This window comes from Pedobacter yonginensis (assembly GCF_003173595.1).
In the GTDB taxonomy this organism is placed as follows: Bacteria; Bacteroidota; Bacteroidia; order Sphingobacteriales; family Sphingobacteriaceae; genus Pedobacter; species Pedobacter yonginense.
This window is the reverse complement of sequence record NZ_QGNZ01000001.1, coordinates 47,977-67,123: the sequence shown is the minus strand read 5'-3', so window position 1 is coordinate 67,123 and position 19,147 is coordinate 47,977. Positions and strand designations below refer to the sequence as shown.

Annotated in this window: 16 protein-coding genes; 7 read left to right on the top strand and 9 right to left on the bottom strand. The window is 38.2% G+C overall.

All coding sequences use genetic code 11. From position 1 onward, the window contains the following. Positions 1-60: 60 nt before the first annotated feature. Positions 61-1,191: a 4-hydroxyphenylpyruvate dioxygenase gene (gene hppD / locus DHW03_RS00300; protein WP_109924950.1), complete on the top strand. Its 1,131-nt coding sequence runs from the start codon at positions 61-63 to the stop codon at positions 1,189-1,191. 777 nt (positions 1,192-1,968) lie between these two features. Here hppD and DHW03_RS00295 read toward each other — a convergent pair. The 9 genes from DHW03_RS00295 to DHW03_RS00255 form a co-directional block, all read right to left on the bottom strand. Next, a complete protein-coding gene (locus tag DHW03_RS00295; protein ID WP_109923781.1) occupies positions 1,969-3,705 on the bottom strand; it encodes a thiamine pyrophosphate-dependent enzyme in 1,737 nt (578 codons plus the stop codon). A gap of 397 nt (positions 3,706-4,102) precedes the next feature. Then, on the bottom strand, positions 4,103-4,621 hold the full coding sequence (locus DHW03_RS00290) for a DsbA family protein (protein WP_109923780.1): 519 nt from the start codon (positions 4,619-4,621) through the stop codon (positions 4,103-4,105). Between the two features lie 10 nt (positions 4,622-4,631). Continuing rightward, positions 4,632-5,093, bottom strand: a complete 462-nt coding sequence (locus DHW03_RS00285; protein WP_109923779.1) for a redoxin domain-containing protein — start codon at positions 5,091-5,093, stop codon at positions 4,632-4,634. Positions 5,094-5,176: 83 nt separating this feature from the next. Further along, on the bottom strand, positions 5,177-6,094 hold the full coding sequence (locus DHW03_RS00280; RefSeq protein ID WP_109923778.1) for a DUF58 domain-containing protein: 918 nt from the start codon (positions 6,092-6,094) through the stop codon (positions 5,177-5,179). Positions 6,095-6,382: 288 nt separating this feature from the next. Next, complete coding sequence (locus DHW03_RS00275; protein ID WP_109923777.1) at positions 6,383-7,591, bottom strand: PQQ-dependent sugar dehydrogenase; 1,209 nt, start codon at positions 7,589-7,591, stop codon at positions 6,383-6,385. A gap of 208 nt (positions 7,592-7,799) precedes the next feature. After that, a complete protein-coding gene (gene trxA / locus DHW03_RS00270; RefSeq protein WP_109923776.1) occupies positions 7,800-8,120 on the bottom strand; it encodes a thioredoxin in 321 nt (106 codons plus the stop codon). A gap of 143 nt (positions 8,121-8,263) precedes the next feature. After that, complete coding sequence (gene dnaE / locus DHW03_RS00265) at positions 8,264-12,697, bottom strand: DNA polymerase III subunit alpha (RefSeq protein WP_109923775.1); 4,434 nt, start codon at positions 12,695-12,697, stop codon at positions 8,264-8,266. Positions 12,698-13,130: 433 nt separating this feature from the next. Continuing rightward, entirely contained in the window at positions 13,131-13,583 is a 453-nt protein-coding gene (locus DHW03_RS00260; protein WP_109923774.1) for a lipocalin family protein, read from the bottom strand. 24 nt (positions 13,584-13,607) lie between these two features. Beyond that, a complete protein-coding gene (locus DHW03_RS00255) occupies positions 13,608-14,156 on the bottom strand; it encodes a lipocalin family protein (protein WP_240618434.1) in 549 nt (182 codons plus the stop codon). A 119-nt stretch (positions 14,157-14,275) separates the two neighbouring features. Between DHW03_RS00255 and mdh the strand changes: the two genes are divergently transcribed. From mdh to DHW03_RS00225, 6 genes are all read left to right on the top strand, one after another. Next, positions 14,276-15,214 (top strand): malate dehydrogenase, encoded by a 939-nt coding sequence (gene mdh, locus DHW03_RS00250; protein ID WP_109923773.1) that lies wholly within the window; start codon positions 14,276-14,278, stop codon positions 15,212-15,214. Continuing rightward, positions 15,215-15,640: an aspartyl protease family protein gene (locus tag DHW03_RS00245; protein ID WP_109923772.1), complete on the top strand. Its 426-nt coding sequence runs from the start codon at positions 15,215-15,217 to the stop codon at positions 15,638-15,640. Between the two features lie 73 nt (positions 15,641-15,713). After that, entirely contained in the window at positions 15,714-16,109 is a 396-nt protein-coding gene (locus DHW03_RS00240; RefSeq protein ID WP_109923771.1) for a group III truncated hemoglobin, read from the top strand. Positions 16,110-16,169: 60 nt separating this feature from the next. Beyond that, positions 16,170-16,706, top strand: a complete 537-nt coding sequence (locus DHW03_RS00235) for an SRPBCC family protein (protein WP_133248473.1) — start codon at positions 16,170-16,172, stop codon at positions 16,704-16,706. 279 nt (positions 16,707-16,985) lie between these two features. Next, on the top strand, positions 16,986-17,663 hold the full coding sequence (locus DHW03_RS00230) for a response regulator transcription factor (protein ID WP_109923769.1): 678 nt from the start codon (positions 16,986-16,988) through the stop codon (positions 17,661-17,663). Next, positions 17,663-19,015 (top strand): sensor histidine kinase, encoded by a 1,353-nt coding sequence (locus DHW03_RS00225; RefSeq protein ID WP_109923768.1) that lies wholly within the window; start codon positions 17,663-17,665, stop codon positions 19,013-19,015. The genes DHW03_RS00230 and DHW03_RS00225 overlap by 1 nt, the downstream gene beginning before the upstream one ends. Positions 19,016-19,147: the final 132 nt, after the last annotated feature.

Genomic DNA, 19,147 nt, shown 5'->3' with positions numbered 1-19,147 from the left:
TGAATCTATTAAAATCATCAACTGATGGAATCCCGATCAGTAAACCTAAAATATAGAAAAATGGAAACACTAACATTTGCAGAAAAAATCTCAAAAGCTCAAGATTTTCTGCCAATTAATGGAACAGACTACATAGAATTTTACGTGGGTAATGCGAAACAGGCTGCACATTATTATAAAACGGCTTTTGGTTTTCAAAGTTTGGCTTATGCTGGTCCAGAAACTGGCGTTAGAGATCGTGCGTCGTATGTTTTACAACAGGGGAAAATTCGTTTAATTTTAACAACTGCTTTAAAATCAGACCATCCCATTTCAGAACACGTTAAAAAACATGGTGATGGGGTTAAAGTTTTAGCCCTTTGGGTAGATGATGCTTACAGCGCTTATGAAGAAACAACCAAACGTGGCGCGAAATCTTACATGGAACCCCAAACCTTAACAGATGAACATGGTGAGGTGAAAATGAGTGGCATTTACACCTACGGCGAAACCATCCATATGTTTATCGAGCGCAAAAATTACACAGGTCCTTTTATGCCTGGTTATAGAGCATTAGTAAGTGATTACAATCCAACAGATGCGGGTTTGTTGTACATCGATCATTGTGTGGGCAATGTAGGTTGGAATCGGATGAATGATGCTGTGAAATGGTATGAAGATGTAATGGGTTTTGTAAATATCCTTTCATTTGATGATAAGCAGATCAACACAGAGTATTCTGCCTTGATGAGCAAAGTAATGAGCAATGGAAATGGCTTTTCTAAATTCCCGATTAACGAACCCGCAGAAGGTAAGAAGAAATCGCAGATCGAAGAATATTTAGAATATTATGAAGGCGAAGGTGTTCAGCACATTGCCGTTGCTACAAAAGATATTGTTAAAACGGTTAAAGAATTGAAATCTCGCGGGGTAGAATTTTTAAGTGCGCCACCTGAAGCCTATTATGACATGGTGCCTCAGCGCGTTGGAAAAATTGATGAAGAAATTTCGTTGCTGGAAAGTTTGGGTATTTTAGTTGATTGTGACGAAGAAGGCTATTTGCTTCAAATATTTACTAAGCCCGTTGAAGATAGACCAACTTTATTTTTTGAAATTATTCAGCGTAAAGGGGCACAAAGTTTTGGGGCAGGAAATTTTAAGGCCCTATTTGAATCTTTAGAGCGTGAACAGGAACTAAGGGGCAACTTATAATTATAGTTTCTTATTCAATCGCGATGCCGCTGTAATGGTTAAATGGTAAAACTTACGTGGATTACAAATCTACAGTTCAATGGTCGAGAAAACATTTCTCGACCAACGTAAGATTGAAGACATTCAATGGATAAAAAATCCCCGCCTTGGTTCGTGTCCCCACGAAACAAGTAATATATCCTGGCATCACATTTTTTAAAAAGGATGGATTACAAATCTATAATTCAACGGTTGCGAAAACATTTCTCGACCAACGTAAGATTGAAGACATTCAATGGATAAAAAATCCCCGCCTTGGTTCGTGTCTCCACGAAACAAGTAATATATCCTGGAATCACATTTTTTAAAAAAGATGGATTAAAAATCCACAGTTCAACGGTCGAGAAAACATTTCTCGACCAGCTTGACATTCAACATAGCGATTGAAGAAATCCGGTGGGTAAAAATCCCCGCCTTGGTTCGTGTCTCCACGAAACAAGTAATATATCTTTCTATCGCTTCTGTTAAAATATGTGGATTAAAAATCCACGGTTCAACGGTCGAGAAAACATTTCTCGACCAACTTGACATTTAGCATAGCGATTGAAGAAATCCGGTGGGTAAAAATCCCCGCCTTGGTTCGTGTCTCCACGAAACAAGTAATATATCCTGGCATCGCATTTTTTAAAAATAGATGGATTACAAATCCACAGTTCAACAGTCAAGAAAACATTTCTCGACCAACTTAATCACTATCAGTGCTTTGCAGCACAATCCTTTGCCATTAATAGTTTTGGCTTATAGCACCTCACCCAAATGTTTGTAGTTTGATTTGATGGTATCAAAAACTTCTGTCATTTTTCCGCCTAACATTAATTTTGTCATAGATTCTGCCATTCCCTTAACTTGAGCCCATTCAATTTTTGGAGGCATTGCTAACGCATTTGGGTTAGTCATAATGTTCAATAGCACTGGTCCATTTTCAGCGAAAGCCTGAGCAATTGCAGTTTCTACATCCTCGGGTTTAGAGACCGTTAAACCCTTAAATCCCATTGCTTGTGCAACCAACGCAAAATCAGGATTTACCATATCGGTTTCGTTATCTGGCAAACCGTCAACTTCCATCTCTAACTTTACCATTCCTAAGGCTCGGTTGTTAAAAAGAATAAGCTTGATGGGCAGATTGTATTGTTTTATGGTGGCTAAATCACCCAATAACATGGATAAACCTCCATCACCACACAGGGCAATCACTTGTCTTTGCGGATGCGCCAAAGATGCGCCTATGGCCATCGGCATTGCATTTGCCATAGAACCATGATTAAATGAGCCCAACATTTTGCGTTCGCCGGTACCGTCTATAAAACGAGCACCCCACACGCAACACATGCCCGTATCAACGGTAAATATTGCATCTTGTTTAGCCAATCTGTTAATGGTTTCGGCTACAAATTCGGGTTGAATGTTATACTCCGTCCCCTGATCCTTTACGTAAACCTGCTGGTTTTCTTTTACTTTTTTATAAAATTCTAACTGCGATTTTAGAAATCGATCATCTGTTTTTTGATCCAACAAAGGCAAAAGCACTTTAATGGAATCGGCAACATCGCCACATAAGCCCATAGCCAATTTTGCTCTGCGACCTAAACGCTCTGGATTTTCATCAATCTGGACAATTTTATTTTTATCGGGCATGAAGTTGACATAGGGAAAGTCGGTACCCAGCAGCACGATCAGATCCGCCTCATGCATAGCGTGATAACCAGAGGGTTGCCCCAAAAGCCCTGTCATGCCCACTTCGAATGGATTATTGTATTGAATGCTCATTTTCCCTCTAAAAGAAAATCCAATTGGTGCATTTAGTTTTGCCGCAAGTTCTACAACTTCATCATGGGCATGAGCGGCGCCAATGCCACAATAAAGCATAATTTTCTTTTCGGTATTCAATAAAGCAGATAGTTCGTTTAATTCTGCGTCTGATGGACGGATGACTGGCTTATTCCTGAAGAGTTGCATTGAAGTTACGCTTTCAACAGCATCTAATTGAGCCACATCGCCTGGTAAACCAAAAACAGCAACTCCCTTTTTATGTACGGCATGTTGAACCGCAGTTTGAAACATTCTTGGAACTTGTTCTGCCGTTGTAGCCACCTGATTGTAGTAACTGCAATCGTCGAAAAGTTTAATGGTATTGGTTTCTTGAAAAAAATCTGTACCAAACTCGCCAGTTGGAATGGTTGAAGCAATGGCTATAACCGGTACATGAGATCGGTGGGCATCGTACAAACCATTAATTAGGTGCACGTGTCCTGGCCCACAACTACCAGCACAACAGGCAATTCCATCCAATTCTGCTTCGGCGGCAGCGGCAAAAGCGCCAGCTTCTTCATTCCGAACATGAATCCATTTTATTTTGCCATTGCGCCTAACCGCATCGTTAAAATAATTCAGGCTATCGCCCGTAACCGCATAGATTCTTTTTACACCAACTTCAATTAGCATTTCTACCAATTGCTCTGCAACATTTTTACTCATCAAAGTATTATTAAATTTCAACTTCCTTTCCAGAAGATATAATATAAATACTAGGAGGGGCAGAATTGTTTCGATGAATATCAAAGTGGGAATAGCAAAATAGAAAATGAGGTTTTCTTCACTAAAACTTCATAAATGAAACGCACCTTTGAGATAACAAAACACCAGAAGCGATTTCCGTTTTGTTAAATTCTAAAAACTCATAATTAGTTTTTTAGTTTTCCGGTTACCCTTATCTGATACCTCATGTATTTCATAGTACATGAGGTTTTTTCGCATTTTTTGGTGTCTTTAGACTGTGAATCAGCTAGAATTTTGACTTTAACTTGAAAAATAGGTCTAGGAGCAATTTATCTCAAATTCTAGTTTGAGAGAATGAATGTGTGTTTAAGGTAAATTATTCGGCACTCTCTTTAAGCATTTGATATAAATCTGTTGCGCCACCATCAAACTTTGTTCCGTTTACGTAAAACGAGGGAGTGCCATTTACACCACTGCGAACGCCGCTTTCAAAATCGTTTTCCACTTTGTCTCTTGCTTCATCAGAATTAACATCAGCGGTAAATTTTTCTAAATCTAAGCCAAGAGTTTCTGCAAGTTCATCAAATAAGTCATTTGCCAAGCGGTACTGATTTTCGTAGAGGGCATCGTGCATTTCCCAAAATTTGCCTTGCATGCCTGCCGCTTCAGCGGCTAAAGCGGCTTTGAATGCAAATTCGTGGGCTTCTTGCAAAGGAAAATGTCTAAACACAAATTGGATTTGATCTCCAAATGCTTCCTCAATTTCTTTAACGATTGGGTAAGCATCCCCACAGTACGGACATTGGTAATCTCCAAATTCTACAATTTCTATTGATGCAGACTTGTTGCCCTGAATGTGATCGATTTCGGAAACTATGGGTTTTAACGTACTCATAACAAACGGTTTATTTATTGTTTAGTTCTTCTAAGGCATCTAAAATACCATCTGCGCCTGGGTTAACGGCTGTTGGCGATAGGTAGCTCCAAGCAATTTTCCCCTCTCTATCAATTACAAAAAGTGCTCTTTTACATTCACCAACTTCATCATCATACACGCCATAGGCTTTTGATACTTCGCCTTTTGGTTCAAAATCTGCCAACAATGGGAAATGAAGTTTCCGATCTTGCGTAAACGCTAAGTGACACCAAACACTATCTACTGAAATTCCAAAAATCTGGGCTTCGTATTTACCAAAATATTTCAGCATTTCATTGTAAAGTGCCATTTGGTCGCTACATACCGGGCTCCAGTCTGCTGGATAAAAAGCTAGAATTATATTCTTCCCTTTAAAATCTGAAAGTTTTATCTTCTGATCCGGTGTTGCGTTCAATTCAAAATCTGGTGCGCTGGCGCCTTTCTCTAGCATAAGTGAAGTTTTAATTTTAATTCTTTTCTAATTAACAGCTTGTTGGGTAAGTTGTTTGTATTGGCAAAGTAAAAGCCTTTTGTTTAACCTAATTTTTGCCTTTTGATTAAATAAGCTTGCAGGATTGGGTAAAAACCTTGGTTGATATCAGCATCAATCAAGTCAATTTTATATTGGGCACACTTTAGTGCAATTTGCTGGCGGTATTGAGAAACCGCATATACATAATTTTCTTTTACCTGATTGGCATGCACTTTTAACGTCTGCCCGGTTTCCATATCAATAAACTGATACGGTCGGTTTTCATAGTTAAAATCTATCTCCTTCGATTGATCCACCACGTTAAAAACTACAACCTCATGCTTATTGAATTTCAGATGTTGCAAAGCATCGAAAAGTTCATCCGTTTTTTCTGAATTGGTTTGGGTGTTAAACAAATCGCTAAAAATAATAACCAACGACCTTTTATGAATTAACTCTGCAACCTGGTGGATGGCCTCACTTAAATTGGTTTTGGCATTTACATTTGGTTTTTGAAGCAATTCATCCAAGCGGGTAAACAGATATTTTTGATGAGCCGTAGTTGACTTGGCTGGCGAATTCAGTAAGATCTCATCAGTAAACAAACTTAATCCGAAGGCATCACGTTGTTTTTTAAGAAGATACATTAAAGATGCCGTGGCCTGTATGGAAAAGGAAAGTTTATTGTTTTTAGGTTCAGGGAAATACATAGATGAGGAAACATCAATTACAAATTGACAGCGCAAATTGGTTTCTTCTTCGAAACGTTTGCTGTAAAGTTTATCGGTTTTGGCAAATAATTTCCAATCGATATTTTTTACATTATCGCCATTGTTGTACTGTCGATGTTCTGCAAATTCGACCGAAAAGCCATGAAATGGGCTTTTATGTAAACCTGTGATAAAGCCTTCTACAACTTGTTTTGCCAGTAATTCTAAGTTACCATAGCTTGTTTCGTTTTCGTAATTCAGCACCTGCATATCGTAAAGCTAATAAAAAGATTTTATTAAATAAGAGCCAAGCAGGAAGCATTTATAACAAACTTAGAGGCAGATTTTAGCCATCCTAGGTGGGTAATTTGTGCTGATAATTTACACACAAATATTTATCAGAGCGCAGTTAATCAGTCATTTATAATTATGCTATCGATCTAAAAAAGAAAAAATAGCAAAAAAAAGAGGCTATATCATAAATCATTTTGCGCTTGTCTTTTATGCTAAAAGTATTCGCGATTGATGATAGAGCCTCTTTAAATGTTATAATTCAATTTACTTTTTAGCAATTTTGAAAAGCTTGCCGTTATCTGTAACGGAATACAATGCGCCATCTTTTTCTACCATATCGCGGAAGCGTTCTCCTTTGCCCTCAAGTAATCGTTCTTCGCCAACAACTTTGTTATTTTTGATGACCAAACGAATGATGTGGGAACCACCTAAGCCACCTACAAATAGATTTCCTTTCCACTCTGGAATACTGTTGCCGTTATAAAACGCAATGCAACCAGGGGAAATACTTGGATTCCAGAAATAAACAGGTTGTTCCATTCCATCTTTTTGCTGTATGCCATCCCCAACTTTTTTGCCGCTATATTCGGTTCCGTAGGTGATAATTGGCCAGCCATAGTTTTTACCCGGCTTAATGAGGTTAACTTCATCGCCACCTTTTGGTCCAAATTCTGCTTCCCATAAGTCACCAGTTATTGGGTTAATTGCCAAACCGTCTGGATTTCTTAAACCCAAGGCATAAATTTCTGGCTTAGCATCTGCATTTTTAGCAAATGGTCCATCGGCAACTGCTTTTCCATCAGTGGTAAGGTGCAATATTTTTCCTAATGAGGAATTTAAATATTGTGCTTGAATGCGTATATCTCCACCGGAACGTTCGCCGGTGCTTACAAACAGATTGCCATTTTTATCGAAAACGATTCTCGAACCGTATTGTAATTTACCTCCATAAGCAGGTGTGGCACGGTAAATTACAGTTTGATTTTCAATTTTGGTTTCATCGGCAGAGAGTTTACCTTTTGCAATGGCCAAAAGCGATCCTTTATCTTGTGGCTCTGAATAGGCCCAATACACCATTCTATTTTTTGCGAAATTTGGATCAATCGTTACATCCAACAATCCTCCTTGACCAGAATCATCAACTTTTGGCAAGCCCGTTACGGTTTTGCTTAGTTTTCCATCAGCAGTTAAAACCACCATTGTGCCGCCCTTTTGGGTTATTAAAAAGCCGCCCGCTGGAAGTACAGAAATGGCCCAAGGGCGATCCAACTTTTCGTTTAAAACTGAAACATCAAGCGGAACACTTGTTTTTACACCGGCGATTCGGGTTTGACCTTCAAATGCTGGTTTGTAATCGGCAGAAGGCTGATTGGTTTCTACAGGATTTTGAGCTGAAACATTCGAGATATTTAGAACGCTTAGCGAAAAGCCTGCTATTAATATACCTAATGTTCTGTGATTAAATAGGTTCATAGACATGATTTATAGTTTTTTAATAAAGAAACAAAAATATATTTGCAATAAAAAACCCGAGTCCTCTTATTGAACTCGGGTTTTAAATATGTTACAAGTAACTTTAGAGGCTTGGGGATGTTGGCTAATAAAACCTAAAAACATGTTGTTAATCGGCTTATGAATTGGCCTAAGCCATTCACCTTTTTATCCTTTGGCTTTTACCTTACTAAGCTAATTGCTTGTTTAATTTTTCAGCTAATACTGACTTTGGAACTGCACCAACTTGTTTATCAACAACTTGACCGTCTTTGAAATATAACAATGCTGGAATGTTACGAATACCAAACTGCATCGAAATTTGAGGGTTGTTATCAACGTTTACTTTTCCAACGATGGCTTTGCCATCATATTCTTTAGCAATTTCTTCTACTACTGGACCAACCATGCGACAAGGGCCACACCATTCTGCCCAAAAATCCACTAATACGGGTTTATCTGATTTTAATACAAGCTCCTCGAAGTTTGCATCTGTGATTTCTAATGCCATAATTATTTTTTTATGTTCAAATATATGTATTCAATTGTAATGCCAACTAAACTGTAATGTCAATTTGACATTATTTTGAGGCAAAGGGCTCGGAGATGGTATTTTAAAGTTTTACCTTATTTCTACATCAGCAATCCTGCCCTTTAGTTGAGCTTGTAGTTTACAACATTCAATCCTAGCAATTGTTCTAAGAACTTATTGTTTGGGTTTATTTTTAAATTTTTTGATGGTAAATCGAGCATAATCTCCTTTTCGCGATCAAAAACGGCGAAATTAAGTTGGCAGTTTTGCTGTTCTGAGTTCGCCTTATTGTCTGCTAAAATGGCTTCAATTTCTCGCATCAGCTCGTCATTTACCCTTTCAATAGGCACCTGTATGGTTAAGCTTTTTGCCAATTTATCTCTTAATTCAGACATTAAATTAATGGCGGTAATTTTGAATTCCCAATCGCCGGCTTTACCAAAGCGCTCTCCCACCCTGCCTCTAATTTGTAAGAAATAGCCTTCGGTTAAAAACGATTTGAACTTGAGGAAATCTTCTCCAAACAGGGCCATTTCTGATGCATCTTCATAATCTTCGAACACAAAAGTTCCGAATGGCTTGCCTGTTTTGGTAATTCTTTGTGATGCTGTAACCACTAAACCACCCACGCAAAGTTCTCGATTTTTGAGTTTTTCAAATTCAGCCAATACTTCTTCGTTGGTATCGCCCATGCGCACTTTGTTAATGATGCTCAACTGCCGTACACCGTGGGTACAAAATCGATCGAGTTCTAATTTATAATTATCTAGTGGATGACCTGATAGAAATATACCAATGGCATCTTTTTCATATTTCAAGCGATCTATAAGTGCCCATTCTGGCGCAATGGGTAATGATGGTTCTAAAATCATATCGGCCTTTGAACCTCCAAACAACGAACCTTGAGAGGTGCTTTCGTTATTTTGAAAATCGTTGGCATATTTAATAATCTTCTCGATGCCATTCATTTTATCGTTAGGCCCGATGTAAAAAAACTGTGCTCTATGACCTCCAAATGCATCAAAGGCACCACTATATACAAAACTTTCGTACGCTTTTTTATTTACAATTCGAGTGTTTGAGCGTTTTGCGAAATCATAAATAGAGGTGTAAGGACCATTTTTCAAGCGTTCTTCGATGATGCTTTCTACGGCCTTCTCGCCTACGCCTTTTACGGCCGACATACCAAAACGAACTTCGCCCTTGGCATTTACCGAGAATTTTAAATCAGATTCGTTAACATCTGGTCCTAAAACCACTACGCCCATTTGCCTACATTCTTCCATGAAAAAGGCGACCTGCTTAATATCGCTCATGTTATTGGAAAGTACGGCTGCCATGTATTCTGCTGGGTAATGTGCTTTTAAGTAGGCAGTTTGGTAGGCAATCCACGCATAACAGGTAGAGTGTGATTTATTAAATGCATAGGATGCAAATGCTTCCCAATCTTTCCAGATTTTTTCGAGGGTTGCAGCATCGTGTCCTTTTTCTGCGGCCTGCTTCACAAATTTAGGCTTCATCTTATCCAGAACATCCTTTTGCTTTTTACCCATCGCCTTACGCAAAACATCGGCCTCGCCTTTTGTAAAACCTGCCAACTTTTGCGATAAAAGCATTACCTGCTCTTGGTAAACGGTAATACCATAGGTTTCTTTTAGGTATTCTTCGCAGGCATCTAAATCGTACTTAATTTCTTCTTCCCCATTTTTACGTTTAACGAAACTTGGGATATATTCCATCGGGCCCGGCCTGTACAGCGCATTCATGGCAATTAAATCGTCGAAAACCGTAGGCTTTAACTCTTTCATGTACTTTTGCATGCCCGGACTTTCATATTGGAAAATCCCGATGGTTTCGCCTCGTTGGAAAAGCTCGTAAGTGGCCACATCATCAATCGGGAAATTATCTGGATCGATTACTACGTTATGCCTTTTCTTAACAAGTTTAACGGTATCTTTAATTAAGGTTAGGGTTTTTAAGCCCAAAAAGTCCATTTTTAATAAGCCTGCGCTTTCTACAACAGAGTTATCAAATTGGGTTACGTATAAATCGGAGTCTTTTGCGGTGGCTACGGGAACAAAGTTGGTAATATCGCTAGGCGTAATGATTACACCGCAGGCATGGATTCCGGTATTCCTTAAAGAACCTTCTAAAACCTGCGCTTGCTGAATGGTTTCGGCACTCAAATCTTTCAGAAGCCCCAAGGCTTTTAACTCTTGTACTCGTTCATATTCATCCGGGCGCAAAGCATCTTTCAAACTCTTTTCATCGAGATTAAAGATTTTGGCCAGTTTCATATTTGGAATAAGTTTGGCAATTTTATCGGCTTCGAAGAGCGGCAAATCTAATACTCGTGCTGTATCACGAATGGATGACTTCGCCGCCATGGTTCCATAGGTGATGATTTGCGCAACCTGACTTGAGCCATATTTATTGATCACGTATTCCATTACCCTACCTCTGCCCTCATCATCAAAATCGATGTCGATATCGGGCATGGATACACGATCGGGATTTAAAAAACGCTCAAAAAGGAGATCGTACTTGATCGGATCGATATTGGTAATCCACAAACAATAGGCCACTACCGAACCTGCTGCTGAACCACGACCTGGCCCTACCGAAACATCTCTGCGGCGGGCTTCGGCTATAAAATCCTGAACGATAAGAAAGTAACCCGGATAACCAGTTTTCTCGATGGTAGCCAATTCGAAATCTAAACGATCGACAATTTCGGGAGTTAAAACTCCATAGCGTTTTTTTGCGCCTTCGTAAGTGAGGTGGCGTAGATATTTATTCTCGCCTCTTTTACCTCCGTCCGCTTCATCTTCAGATACCAAAAATTGTTCTGGAATATCAAATTTAGGCAATAGCACTTCGCGGGCGAGTTTGTAAGTCTCAATTTTATCTACAACCTCTTGAATGTTTAAAATTGCCTCTGGTAAATCAGCAAAAAGTGCCTTCATTTCCTCAGGAGATTTAAAGTAATACTCCTGATTGGGCAAACCGTAACGATAGCCACGTCCTCTACCAATTGGGGTAGCCTGCTTTTCGCCATCTTTTACGCAAAGTAAAATATCGTGGGCGTTTGCATCTTTTTTATTGATGTAATAGGTATTATTTGTTGCAACCAGCTTTACATCATGTTTTTTAGCAAGGGTGATGAGGGATGCGTTAACGCGATCTTCATCTTCTTGATTGTGGCGCATAATCTCGACATAGAAATCGTCGCCGAATTGCTCTTTCCACCAAATTAAAGCTTCTTCTGCTTGGGCTTCGCCCATGTTGAGCAGTTTGTTTGAAACTTCTCCCGACAGGTTTCCAGACAGTACAATAATATCTTCTTTATACTGCTCAATAACTTTCCGATCAATCCTCGGAACGTAGTAAAATCCTTTTGTATAGGCTATTGAAGACATTTTGGCTAGGTTATGGTAGCCATTTTTATTTTTAGCCAACAGCACCATTTGGTAGCCATTATCTTTTGCAGTTCTATTTAAGTGGTCATCGCATACAAAAAATTCTACCCCAACAATTGGCGTCATAATCACCTCGGTTGGTCTTTCTCCAGCTTCTATGGCTGCAGCATTTTTCGCCTCAGCAGTTTTGTTGTAATTTAAAACTTGGCTTACAAAGTGGAAAGCCCCCATCATATTGGCATGATCCGTCATGGCAACTGCTGGCATTTTGTACGCCGCCGCCGCTTTAATTAAATCTGGAATGCTAATGGTACTTTGCAGTACTGAAAATTGGGTGTGGTTGTGCAAGTGTACAAAACTTGCCGCAGCAAGTTCTTGTTTGTTTTCGCTAAGGGTTTGCTTAGAAATACCTCCGCCTTCGGCCTTTTGCAGGCGTTTGCGAATTTCATCTGAAGCAGATTTTAAATTGATGTGCTGAATGCCAAAACTTGGAATCGTGGCCGGATTAATTTCTCTGAAGCGAGGAAAATACTCGGCGTCAACCAGCAGTTCTTCTTTTGTAAAAACTTCTTTTTTAATCAGCTCTAAAAAACAGCGTGTGGTTGCTTCCACATCGGCAGTTGCGTTGTGTGCTTCGTTAAAGGGTACACCAAATAAATAGGCATGCAATTCGGTTAAGGTTGGCAATTTGAATTTCCCTCCCCGACCGCCTGGCAGTTTCAATAGGCTGGCCGTAATTTCTGTACAGGTATCTAAAACGGGCATTTCTGCCATGCGGTTTTCAATACCAAAACGATGAAACTCACAGCCCATAATGTTAACATCAAAGCCTACGTTTTGCCCAACAATAAATTTTGATTTTGAAAGGGCAATATTAAATTTCTCTAAAACTTCGGCAAGTTTAATACCCTGTTCTTCTGCTAGTTCTGTTGAAATACCATGAATTCGTTCTGCATCGTAAGGAATGTTAAAACCCTCTGGCTTAACCAAATAATCTTGATGTTCAACCATCCGTCCCATCTCATCGTGTAGCTGCCATGCAATTTGAATACAGCGCGGCCAATTATCGGTATCGGTAATGGGTGCGTTGTAATTGCGTGGCAAACCTGTGGTTTCTGTATCAAAAATTAAGTACATAGTGTGCGGTAAAGAATTAGCCGTTTCAGATATAAACGGTTCTTCAAAAATAAGGAATTTGACTAGGTGATTTGTCAAATTTTATCAACAAAACGCGATTGTATTTTTGGATGGATGGGGGGTATTAATTGAGAATGGGTTGTATCTGGTTGGCGGGTAGAGGCCGTATCAAAAACCAAAATAATGATAGCAAACAAAATTTTATTTTGAACCACAAAAGAACAAAAGGGCATAAAAGTAGCGATGCAATATCCGCAATCATAATTTGACTTTTAAAAATCATTGTTGATTTCTATTGCAAAATATTATTTGGCTACCTTAAACAAGAATGAATTTTGATACAGGCTGTTTTCCTAAATTAATTCTATTTCGACGAGACACTGAGAGGTTGGAAAAAGTGGTTGGCGTATCACCAACCACTAAGTTTATCAAATTAAAAATGTTCTTGACTAACCAATTGGCTTACATCATAACCTTTTTCTCTACATCTTTCAATAATATCAACCAATAAATCAGCTTCCATTTTTGGTTCTCTTGCCATGATAAAAAGATACTTCTCATCTGGGTGTCCAACAACCACATAACTGTAGTCATCAGCCAATTCGATGATCCAATAACCAATTTTAAAAGGCCATAAAAACTGCGCTTTCATGTCGCCATCTGGCTTTTCTGGATCAAAAAAGAGTTTAGAGGTGATTGATTTTTCTTCAGCCTTGCCTTCCTTATGATAGGTTGTAAACACATCAAAATGATCATCATCTTGCAAGGTGTAGGTTTCGGTGGTTTGTCTCCAATTTTTATCCATTAATGTTGGAATAGAATAAAGAGAATACCATTTTCCTTCAAAGGCTTTAAAATCTATGTTGCTAATTGGCTTATTTTCCATTTGTACTTGTTTATTTGTTAATATCTATTGATTATGTTCCTGACTCACTAGCTTCTCCACATCATAGCCTTTTTGCTTACATCTATCAGCTATCGCCTTCATTAATTTCGAATCCAAGGTGGGCTTTCTGCTCATAATGAACAAATACTTTTGATCGGGATGACCGATAACTACATAACTGTAATCCTCTGGCAACTCGATTACCCGATATCCGATTTTGATTGGCCAAACAAATTGGGCTTTCATTTCGCCGTCTGGCTGATTTTTGTAAAAAAATAATTTCGATTTTATGGATTTCTGCTCATCATCTCCAATTCGATAGTAGGTCGTATAAACATCGAAATACCCATCTTTCAGGGTGTAATTTTCTATCGTTTTACGCCATTTCTTATCCAATGCAGTAGGGATACTGGTTAACGAATACCATTTGCCCTGAAATTTGTTGAAATCGATTTTATCTACAGGCTTATTTTCCATTTGGGCAAATGATACGGAGTTGGTGAAAGAGAATAAAAAAGAACTAGAAATTAAAAGAATGATTAAGGAAGCAAATTTGAGTTTCTTTGATTTCATATTGAAGTTTCGATGTATAACAGTTTGAGAATTATAAAGTTTTGAAAAGCATTTTTTAAGCTTAGATTTATTTTTAACTTCGATTGATAATTAACAACAGCAAACCAAAATTTAAATATATGAAAGTAACGGTTGTAGGTGCAGGCGCAGTTGGCGCAACTTGTGCAGATAATATTGCCCGTAAAGAACTCGCGAACGAACTTGTTCTGTTGGATATTAAAGAAGGCTTTGCAGAAGGCAAGGCCATAGATATGATGCAAACCGCAACCCTTTTAGGTTTCGATACAAAAATTACTGGTGTAACCGGCGATTATAGTAAAACTGCTGGTTCAGACGTTGTTGTGATAACTTCTGGCTTACCCCGTAAACCTGGAATGACACGCGAAGAGCTCATTGGCATTAATGCTGGTATTGTGAAAGGCGTAGCGGAAAATATATTGAAATTTTCTCCAGAAGCCATCATTATTGTGATTAGTAACCCAATGGATACGATGACCTATTTGGCCTTGAAATCTCTCGGATTGCCAAAAAATCGCATTATTGGTATGGGCGGAACTTTAGATAGCGCTCGTTTTAAATTCTACCTATCACAAGCCTTAAACTGTAACCCTAATGATTTACAAGGTTTTGTAATTGGAGGCCATGGCGATACAACCATGATACCTTTAACCCGTTTGGCAACTTACCAAAGTTTACCTGTAAGCCATTTATTGGATCAAGCGCGTTTGGATAAGGTTGCAGCAGATACCATGGTGGGTGGCGCTACCCTAACCGGATTAATTGGAACTTCGGCTTGGTATGCTCCAGGTGCTGCAGGTGCTGCGCTTGTTGAGGCCATTTTGCGCGATGAGAAAAAATTATTTACCTGTTGTGTTTCATTAGAAGGAGAATATGGACAACAAGATATTTGCCTTGGCGTACCTGTAATTATTGGCCGCAACGGATGGGAAAAAATCATTGATTTTAAACTAACAGAAGATGAGCAAGCCGCGTTTAATAAAAGCGCCGATGCTGTTAGAAACATGAATAGTGTGTTGGCAGAAATGAAATTGGTGTAGATGAAATCGTTTTCTATCCCATTAAAAATTATAAACTTACAAGACGATGGTTTCCACCTTTTGGTGGAAATTGTTGTTTTTAAGCAAAAGCATTTTGCCGTTTTAGATACGGGCGCATCAAGAAGTGTATTTGATAAGGCTTTAATCGAAACCCACTTATCAGAAAGTTTGCAAATTTTTGATGAAATTAACGCAGCAACACTTTTTACCACCACCACAACCATTCAGGCAACCCTTCCAGAGCTCAAAATAGGAAAACTGAAAATTAAGGATTATGAAACGGTAGCTTTTGATCTTCAATCGGTTAGCGAAACTTACCAGCAATTCGGCCATCCACCAATTATCAGCATCATTGGCGGAGATATTTTAATGCAATACCAAGCCGTAATTAATTACAATACATTAGAGCTGATCTTAACCAAGTAAGCCACAATTGTGATGCAAATCATTTTCTTTTATTGAATAGTAAAGATATTTACGGTTATCAAACAAAATTTCAATGAAAGCCGATATAGAGAATAGAGCTGACATCATAACTCTTGTAAATGCCTTTTACCAGAAGGTTCAACAAAACCTTACCATTGGTCCAATATTTACCGAGGTGGTTCAAGTGGATTGGTCTCATCACCTACCCAAAATGTACGATTTTTGGGAAAGCATTTTATTTGGAAAAGCCATTTACAAAGGCAACCCTATGCTTACCCACTTTGCTGTAAACCAAAAAGCATCATTAAAACAAGAGGAGTTTAACACTTGGAAATTAATCTTCTTTAACACTGTTGATGAATTGTTTGAGGGAGAAAATGCCCAAATAATCAAACAAAAGGCTCAGTCGATTGCAGATTTAATGCATTTTAAGATTAATAATGCCGAGGCGAAGATTAAAATCGTTTAAAAATATTCTTTTGATTTGATTGGCATTCTTTATAAATTTAGTGAACCAAACAAATTAAATATGAAATTTTTAAAAGTACTCATCGGAATTATCGTTGTACTGGCGGTGATTTTCTTTGGCGGGAGCCTATTCCTTCCTAAAACGTATTCGGTTTCTAGAAGTGCCATTATAAAAGCACCTGCCGATACCCTTTATAAAAACATTGCCAATTTCAACGAATTTTATAAGTGGAATCCTTGGGCGAAAATGGAACCCTCTGCCAAAATAAAAATTTCTGGTGTAGTAGAACAACCCGATCATTTATACGAATGGCAAGGCAAAGAAACTGGCTCTGGTTATATGAAAATCTTAAAAGCAGAACCCAATAAAATGGTAGATATTGAGTTAAAATTCCTTGAACCCATGGAAAGCTTAGCAGATACAAAATTCGACATCGAAAAAATGGGTGATGGAAACAAAGTAACTTGGACCATGAGTGGCGAAAACAACAGTGCATTTAGCAAGTGGTTTGGCTTTTTGGCTATGGATAAAATGATTGGAAAAGATTTCGAAAATGGTCTCCAATATTTGAAAGAAAAATCAGAAAAAGTTAACTAAGATAAGCTTCAAACAACTTGATTTCGTTGAAGTCCGAAGGGAAAAAGACTAAGGCAAAAAAATAAAGCATTAAGATGCTGAAATGAATTCGGCATGACAGATTGCGGAAAAGCTTAATAACAATAGGCCTCTTGAATTTCATTTCAAGAGGCTTTTCTTTTTACCTCAATTTCAAGGCTTTTCAAACAATAGTGCTTACTTTGCGTTAAAAAACTATAATTTCAAACTAAGCTGATTTGAAACCTCTATTTTGCCAATTTTTAGTTGATTGACCAATACATGAATTTATTAATCGTAGAAGACGAACCTAATGTGGTGTCTGTAATTTCAAGAGGTTTAACAGAAGAAGGTTTTACGGTGAGTGTTGCCCCCGACGGCTTAATTGGTGAGCAAATGGCCAAAAACAATCACTTCGACTTAATTATTTTGGATATTATGCTACCGGGAATTAATGGTTTGGAGCTATGTAAAATTATCAAAGCGGAAAAGCCAAATACTCCCATTATTATGCTCACCGCCTTGGGCACTACCGAAAACGTAGTTAATGGGCTTGATAATGGTGCGGATGATTATTTAATAAAACCCTTTAAATTTGCAGAGCTTTTTGCACGGATCAGAACCTTGCTTAGGCGCTATAGTGGCATTGTAAGTCAAGATCAAATCATCAACATTGCCGATTTACAAATCAACATCACCGCGAAAAGTGTAAAGCGGAGTAACACAGAAATTATTCTTACAGCAACTGAATACCGTTTGCTGGAGTACATGGCGAGAAATAAATCCAAAATACTATCCAGAATAGACATTTTAGAAAATGTTTGGGATATAGATTTTAACTTAGGAACGAACGTGGTTGATGTGTATGTTAACTACCTCAGAAAGAAAGTAGATAAGAATTCTGAGCAAAAATTAATTCACACGGCTGTTGGATTGGGCTATGTTTTAAAAGAGAAATAATGCAAATTGCCAAAAAAATCACCTTATTGTTTGCCATTCTATCTGCCATAATCATTTCATTATTAAGTGGTTTTGTATGGTATTTCGCTAACGATTTTGCTTTTGAGGATTTTTACAAGCGATTGGAGGCTCGGGTTAATATTGCTGCACAGATTAAACTTTATCCGGATGGTAATAATGATGTTTATGCCAAAATGCGCAACCAATATTTAGAACGCCTTCCCTCAGAAAAAGAATTTATCATTGAAGCTGGAAAAACCCAAAGCACAGTAAATCAAGGTCTTCCGAATGGCTTTTACAATCGGATTAATGCTGGCTATATGGCAAGGTATCGCGTAGATAATCAGTTCTATGCCGGAAAATACTTCAAAACTTCACAAAAAGCTTATATAGTGATTGTTTCTGCTAAAGATCCATTTGGTTTTAGAGAACTAAAAGATTTACAAAAAATTCTCATTATCGGTTTTTTCCTCTCTGTTATTCTTTCTTTCCTAGTGGGTTGGAGATTCTCCAATTATATGCTGGTGCCATTAAGGAACATCATTAAAAGCGTAAAAAGAATCAAGGCAGAAAATTTGCATTTGCGGTTGGATGTAAAAAATGGAAGCGATGAAATGTCGCAACTTGCACAAACCTTTAACAACATGCTGAATAGATTGGAAACTGCTTTCGAAACGCAAAATAACTTCATCAGCAATGCTTCGCATGAATTGAGAACGCCCCTAACCATCATTAGTGGAGAGGTTGAATTGGCTATAAAAAACAAGGAAGATGCTGAAAAGCAACATCTTGCACTCGTTAAAATCAAAGATGAATCTGAACGATTAGAACACATCCTCACCAGCTTGTTGGGCTTGGCTCAATCGGGTTTTAACGGCAAAAACCAACCTTGGGAGGAAGTTAGAATGGATGAATTGCTTTGGGAAATCAAGCAGTCTGTTAATCAGGTACATCCGGATAGCTCAATCGAAATTGATTTTGCCACCTTGCCAGAAGATGAGGAGCAGCTTAACCTTCGGGTAAACCGGAACTTAATTAAACTCGCCATTTCAAATATTGTAAGCAATGCCTGTAAATATTCAAACAATAATCCTGTTGGCATACAATTAGAAAGTAAAGGGAACATTTTGTCCATCACGGTTACGGATAAGGGTATCGGGATCCCACAAAGCGATATTCAGCATATTTTCGAACCTTTTTACCGGGCTTCAAACACTAATGAGTTTAAAGGATATGGCGTGGGTTTGCCCTTATCACTCAATATTATTCGCTTACATAGAGGCAGCATCGGAATTAAATCGCAGGAGGGTGTGGGTACAGAAATCAAAGTAATCCTACCTGTAAATATTTAGTTTACCGATAAATAAGCTAATATTTTTGAAATTCTAATCTCATTTTAATCTCGTTCTTATTTCGCTGTAATAACATCGGGCTAAACTTGTATAAATCATTTATCTAATTAAATATTTAAACGAGAAGCACCT

What these genes read in the sequence shown, in the direction of transcription:
- hppD (WP_109924950.1), top strand. Translation starts at nt 61, where the DNA reads ATGGAAACACTAACATTTGCAGAAAAAATCTCAAAAGCTCAAGATTTT.
- DHW03_RS00295 (WP_109923781.1), bottom strand. Translation starts at nt 3,705, where the DNA reads ATGAGTAAAAATGTTGCAGAGCAATTGGTAGAAATGCTAATTGAAGTT.
- DHW03_RS00290 (WP_109923780.1), bottom strand. Translation starts at nt 4,621, where the DNA reads ATGAGTACGTTAAAACCCATAGTTTCCGAAATCGATCACATTCAGGGC.
- DHW03_RS00285 (WP_109923779.1), bottom strand. Translation starts at nt 5,093, where the DNA reads ATGCTAGAGAAAGGCGCCAGCGCACCAGATTTTGAATTGAACGCAACA.
- DHW03_RS00280 (WP_109923778.1), bottom strand. Translation starts at nt 6,094, where the DNA reads ATGCAGGTGCTGAATTACGAAAACGAAACAAGCTATGGTAACTTAGAA.
- DHW03_RS00275 (WP_109923777.1), bottom strand. Translation starts at nt 7,591, where the DNA reads ATGAACCTATTTAATCACAGAACATTAGGTATATTAATAGCAGGCTTT.
- trxA (WP_109923776.1), bottom strand. Translation starts at nt 8,120, where the DNA reads ATGGCATTAGAAATCACAGATGCAAACTTCGAGGAGCTTGTATTAAAA.
- dnaE (WP_109923775.1), bottom strand. Translation starts at nt 12,697, where the DNA reads ATGTACTTAATTTTTGATACAGAAACCACAGGTTTGCCACGCAATTAC.
- DHW03_RS00260 (WP_109923774.1), bottom strand. Translation starts at nt 13,583, where the DNA reads ATGGAAAATAAGCCAATTAGCAACATAGATTTTAAAGCCTTTGAAGGA.
- DHW03_RS00255 (WP_240618434.1), bottom strand. Translation starts at nt 14,156, where the DNA reads ATGAAATCAAAGAAACTCAAATTTGCTTCCTTAATCATTCTTTTAATT.
- mdh (WP_109923773.1), top strand. Translation starts at nt 14,276, where the DNA reads ATGAAAGTAACGGTTGTAGGTGCAGGCGCAGTTGGCGCAACTTGTGCA.
- DHW03_RS00245 (WP_109923772.1), top strand. Translation starts at nt 15,215, where the DNA reads ATGAAATCGTTTTCTATCCCATTAAAAATTATAAACTTACAAGACGAT.
- DHW03_RS00240 (WP_109923771.1), top strand. Translation starts at nt 15,714, where the DNA reads ATGAAAGCCGATATAGAGAATAGAGCTGACATCATAACTCTTGTAAAT.
- DHW03_RS00235 (WP_133248473.1), top strand. Translation starts at nt 16,170, where the DNA reads ATGAAATTTTTAAAAGTACTCATCGGAATTATCGTTGTACTGGCGGTG.
- DHW03_RS00230 (WP_109923769.1), top strand. Translation starts at nt 16,986, where the DNA reads ATGAATTTATTAATCGTAGAAGACGAACCTAATGTGGTGTCTGTAATT.
- DHW03_RS00225 (WP_109923768.1), top strand. Translation starts at nt 17,663, where the DNA reads ATGCAAATTGCCAAAAAAATCACCTTATTGTTTGCCATTCTATCTGCC.